Annotated in this window: 4 protein-coding genes; 3 read left to right on the forward strand and 1 reads right to left on the reverse strand. The window is 70.5% G+C overall.

All coding sequences use genetic code 11. The annotated features are described in order from the left end of the window. Positions 1-105: 105 nt before the first annotated feature. The gene (locus tag ACOJSN_RS00150) at positions 106-990 is read right to left on the reverse strand and encodes a hypothetical protein (RefSeq protein WP_420110484.1); all 885 of its coding nucleotides are present in this window, start codon (positions 988-990) and stop codon (positions 106-108) included. Positions 991-1339: 349 nt separating this feature from the next. Here ACOJSN_RS00150 and ACOJSN_RS00155 point away from each other — a divergent pair, with 349 nt between their 5' ends. From ACOJSN_RS00155 to ACOJSN_RS00165, 3 genes are read left to right on the forward strand one after another with little or no spacing between them, the layout of a single operon-like run. Beyond that, on the forward strand, positions 1340-1546 hold the full coding sequence (locus ACOJSN_RS00155; RefSeq protein WP_420110485.1) for a heavy-metal-associated domain-containing protein: 207 nt from the start codon (positions 1340-1342) through the stop codon (positions 1544-1546). Then, on the forward strand, positions 1546-2466 hold the full coding sequence (locus ACOJSN_RS00160) for a hypothetical protein (protein WP_420110486.1): 921 nt from the start codon (positions 1546-1548) through the stop codon (positions 2464-2466). The genes ACOJSN_RS00155 and ACOJSN_RS00160 overlap by 1 nt, the downstream gene beginning before the upstream one ends. Positions 2467-2479: 13 nt before the next feature. Then, the gene (locus ACOJSN_RS00165; protein ID WP_420110487.1) at positions 2480-4732 is read left to right on the forward strand and encodes a heavy metal translocating P-type ATPase; all 2253 of its coding nucleotides are present in this window, start codon (positions 2480-2482) and stop codon (positions 4730-4732) included. Positions 4733-4738: the final 6 nt, after the last annotated feature.

The raw sequence follows: 4738 nt of genomic DNA on the forward strand, positions 1-4738 counted from the left end.
AGATGCGGGCCACGATCGGTGCAGATCGACCGATCCTCGCCGCCTTCTGGATGGAGGTCATCCAGCCGGTCTGGTGCGCCACCGGCTCTCACGCTGCGCTGCCGATCACCAGCCCATGTGTGCGTAGAGGTCGGTCTCGACCGTCTGCAGATCCTGGTCTGAGGTCCTCCAGAGGGCTCCGGTGTAGCCGCCCTGCTGCTTCGCGCTGCGCAACCACGGCAGCAGGTGCCCCTGCGACCGTGTCGCATCGCTGAGCCAGGCCCAGAGCTGCGGATAGGCAGACATGAGCGATCGCACATGGGTCTCGACGAACCGGCCCACCTCGTTCGTGTCTGCCGTCGGTGGAGGGTTGTAGTCCAGAAGCCCCCACATCAGCTCGGCCACGCGCTCGGGCGGCTCGCCATCGAGGGCGTCATCGCCGTCGGCCCGGAGCAGCTTCTCCATCGCCTGTAGCGCGCCAGCCATGGATGCCTCGCCGTGGCCGCCGGTGTTCTTCGTATTGAGCGCGGTGCCGGGGACCTGGTTCCGAAGCGCGAGCAACTCTTCGGTGAGCGGGTCGAGCTCGGCGGCGATCTCCTCAGCCGTGGTGTCCCCAGGAGCGCGGTGCAGCTCAAGGAGCCGCTCCTTCCGTTCCTCGAGCGCATCCCGAATCCGCGTGACATCAGCGTGCGTCGACCCGAGCCTCGGAAGCGCGAGCCACCGATCGGCGAGGTCAGCCAGCTCAGCGGCAGCCTGACGAGGGGTCCGGTCGAGGACTGCGCTCCAGATCTCGTGCTCGAACACCACGTACGCCGTGGTGTGCTGGCCCTGCTTCGTCCTCAGACTTGAGCTGGACCGTTTCCGCTTCTTGGAGCCCTTCGGCGGTCCGATGCCGCTGATCGTGCCCTTCGGGTGGTTCTGGCGATCCTGAGTGCGGAGGTACATCACTCGCCGGCGGATGACTGCTGGCTGCGGCGCCGCCTCCGCCGGTGTGCTGGCTGCTGCGCTCACGGCCAGACCCGCGAGCGGAATCGGGCTCGCCGGCGGCAGCGCCGCACGGCGGGTCGCACCGGAGGCATCCTCCGCGGCTGTCTCTGCTCCACGATGCGCTCGTCGCGGCTCCGGACACGCACGTTCGGACACGTCATTCCTTCCAAGGGCAGGGCTGCGAAAGTCGCTCCCGCTCGAGTGTGGCACTGTTCAGGCGCCATTGACGGGTTCACACCCCAGAGGCCGGCGTGGGGCTGTCGGGCACGCGCGGAGTCACCGCCCATTCCAACCCGTTGCGGAATACCAGGGAGGGGTATACGGTTGCCGCGAACGGATACCCCATAGGGGTATAGATCGAGGAGGGTGTGAGATGGCAGCGAACGAGTATCAGGTGACGGGCATGACCTGCGGGCACTGCGAGATGTCGGTGCGCGAGGAGGTCGGCGAGATCGCCGGCGTGCAGGACATCCAGGTGAGCCACGCGACCGGCACCCTCGTGGTCACCGCTGCGGGCGAGATCGACGACGCCGTGCTGGCCGCCGTCGAGGAGGCCGGTTACTCGGCCGTGCGCGTCTGATGAACGCCGGCGGCAGGCTTGCTCTCTACGCGGCGGGGCTCGCCGTGGCGTTCGGCGGTGCCTTCGCCGCCGCCGCGGCGATCGCCCCTGACGACCTCGCCGCCCAGCCGGAGGAGACCACGCACGGCGGCGACGACCACGGCGAGGACGACCAGCAGACCGCCTCGCACACGGTCAACGGCACCTCGATCAGCGCCGAGGGCTTCGTGCTCTCCCCCGTCGAGGCGCCCACCACGCCCGGCGCCGAGGGTGAGCTGAGCTTCCAGATCACCACCGAGGGCGGCGACCCGGTCACCGAGTACACGACCGCGCACGAGAAGGACCTGCACCTCATCGTCGTGCGCAGCGACGGCACCGAGTTCCGCCACGTCCACCCCGAGCTCGATCTCGCCACCGGCACCTGGTCGATCCCCTGGACCTGGGACGAGGCCGGCACCTACCGCGTCTACACCGACTTCACGCCCGCAGCCGAAGGCGAGAGCGCCCTCACGCTCACCCGCACGATCGACGTCGCCGGGACCGTCACGCCGGTCGAGCACACTGTGCAGCGCACCGACGAGGTCGATGGCTTCACCGTCTCGATCGACGGCGGTCTCGTGGCCGGCTCCTCGAGCGAGCTCACGATCTCGATCGAGGACGACGGCGGAGCGGTCACCACCCTCGAGCCGTACCTCGGGGCGTTCGGTCACCTGGTGGCGTTGCGCGAGGGTGACCTCGCGTACCTGCACGTGCACGCTGAGGGCACCGAGCCCGCACCCGGCGACCTCGCGGGACCGGAGATCGCGTTCGCGGCGCACGCCCCGACCGCGGGCCGGTACCTGCTGTACCTCGACTTCCAGGTCGACGGCGAGGTCCACACCGCCGAGTTCGTGCTCGACGCCGCACACGGCGACGGCTCCACCGCCACCGACGACCACTGACCAGGGAGGGACCATGACCACACCAGCGCCTCCCACAGGCCTGCCGGTCGAGCTGCAGATCGGCGGCATGACCTGCGCCTCGTGCGCCAACCGCATCGAGCGCAAGCTCAACAAGCTCGAGGGCATCTCGGCCACCGTCAACTACGCCACCGAGAAGGCCACGGTCACGGTGCCGGCGGGCTACGACCCCGCGCTGCTCGTCGCCGAGGTGGAGAAGACCGGCTACACGGCCGAGCTCCCCAAGCCCAAGGAAGCACCGCCGTCGGAGGCCACCGATGACGATCCTGAGCTGACCACCCTCAAGCACCGCCTGATCGGCGCGATCGTCCTCACGATCCCGGTGATCGCGATGGCGATGATCCCGGCGCTGCAGTTCACCTACTGGCAGTGGGCCTCGCTCGCGCTCGCCGCGCCGGTGATCGTGTGGGGCGCGTGGCCGTTCCACCGCGCGGCCTGGATGAACCTGCGGCACGGCTCCGCCACCATGGACACGCTCATCTCGATGGGCACCTCGGCGGCCCTGCTGTGGTCCCTCTACGCGCTGTTCCTCGGCACCGCCGGCATGCCCGGCATGACGCACCCGTTCGAGCTCACGATCGCCCGGTCCGACGGCGCCGCCAACATCTACCTCGAGGTCGGGGCCGGGGTCACGATGTTCATCCTCGCCGGCCGCTACTTCGAGAAGCGCTCAAAGCGACAGGCGGGCGCCGCCCTGCGCGCCCTGCTCGAGCTCGGCGCGAAGGAGGTCTCGGTGCTGCGCGGTGGCACCGAGGTCAAGATCGCCGTCGAGGACCTGCAGGTCGGCGACGAGTTCCTCGTCCGCCCGGGCGAGAAGATCGCGACCGACGGCGTGGTGACCACCGGGACCTCCGCCGTCGACGCCTCGATGCTCACCGGCGAGTCGGTGCCGGTCGAGGTGGGCGAGGGCGACCCGGTCACCGGCGCGACCGTCAACGCCGGCGGGCGCCTCGTGGTCCGGGCCACCCGGATCGGCTCCGACACCCAGCTCGCGCAGATGGCGAAGCTGGTCGAGGACGCCCAGACGGGCAAGGCGGAGGTACAGCGCCTCGCCGACCGGATCTCCGGCATCTTCGTGCCCATCGTCATCGTCATCGCCGTGGCCACCCTCGGCGCCTGGCTGGGCGCGGGATTCCCGGCCGCTGCCGCCTTCACCGCCGCGGTGGCGGTGCTCGTGATCGCCTGCCCGTGCGCCCTCGGCCTGGCCACGCCCACCGCGCTGCTCGTGGGCACCGGCCGCGGCGCCCAGATGGGCATCCTCATCAAGGGCCCCGAGATGCTGGAGTCCACCCGCAAGGTGGACACCGTGGTGCTGGACAAGACCGGCACCGTCACCACCGGCCGCATGACCCTCGTCGACGCGATCGCCGAGCCGGGGACCGAGCGCACCGACCTGCTGCGCATCGCCGGCGCACTCGAGGACGCGTCTGAGCACCCGATCGCCCAGGCCATCGCCAAGGGCGCCACGGCAGAGGTCGGCACCCTCCCCGCCGTCGAATCCTTCACCAACATCGAGGGCCAGGGCGTGCGAGGAGTCGTGGACGGCAAGGCGGTGCTCGTGGGCCGCGCATCCCTCCTCGACGACGACCTCTCCCCCGACCTCGCGGACGCGAAGGCGCGCGCGGAGCGTGAAGGCAAGACCGTGGTGGCCGTCGGCTGGGATGGGCAGGCACGCGGCATCCTCGTGGTCGCCGATGCCGTCAAGCCCACCAGCGCCGAGGCCATCGCCCAGCTCCGCGGCCTCGGCCTGACCCCGATCCTGCTCACCGGTGACAACGAGGCCGTCGCCCGGCAGATCGCCGCCGAGGTCGGCATCGACGAGGTGATCGCCGAGGTGCTGCCGAAGGACAAGGTCGACGTCGTCGCTCGCCTCCAGCGCGAAGGCAAGGTCATCGCGATGGTCGGCGACGGCGTCAACGACGCCCCCGCCCTCGCGCAGGCCGACCTCGGCCTCGCGATGGGAACCGGCACCGACGTCGCCATCGAGGCCTCCGACATCACGCTCGTGCGCGGCGACCTGCGCGGCGCCGTCGACGCGATCCGGCTCTCCCGCCGCACGCTCAGTACGATCAAGACCAACCTCTTCTGGGCGTTCGCCTACAACGTCGCCGCGATCCCGCTCGCCGCACTCGGCATGCTCAACCCGATGCTCGCGGGCGCGGCGATGGCGTTCTCGAGCGTGTTCGTCGTCGGCAACAGCCTGCGCCTGCGGGCGTTCCGGTCGGCGGTCGGCGGCGACCGGCGCTGACTGGCC

The sequence above is a fragment of the Pseudactinotalea sp. genome, assembly GCF_048594945.1.
Taxonomy (GTDB): Bacteria; Actinomycetota; Actinomycetes; order Actinomycetales; family Beutenbergiaceae; genus Pseudactinotalea.

Coding starts and splice junctions, on each gene's coding strand:
- ACOJSN_RS00155 (WP_420110485.1), top strand. CDS start 1,340: ATGGCAGCGAACGAGTATCAGGTGACGGGCATGACCTGCGGGCACTGC.
- ACOJSN_RS00160 (WP_420110486.1), top strand. CDS start 1,546: ATGAACGCCGGCGGCAGGCTTGCTCTCTACGCGGCGGGGCTCGCCGTG.
- ACOJSN_RS00165 (WP_420110487.1), top strand. CDS start 2,480: ATGACCACACCAGCGCCTCCCACAGGCCTGCCGGTCGAGCTGCAGATC.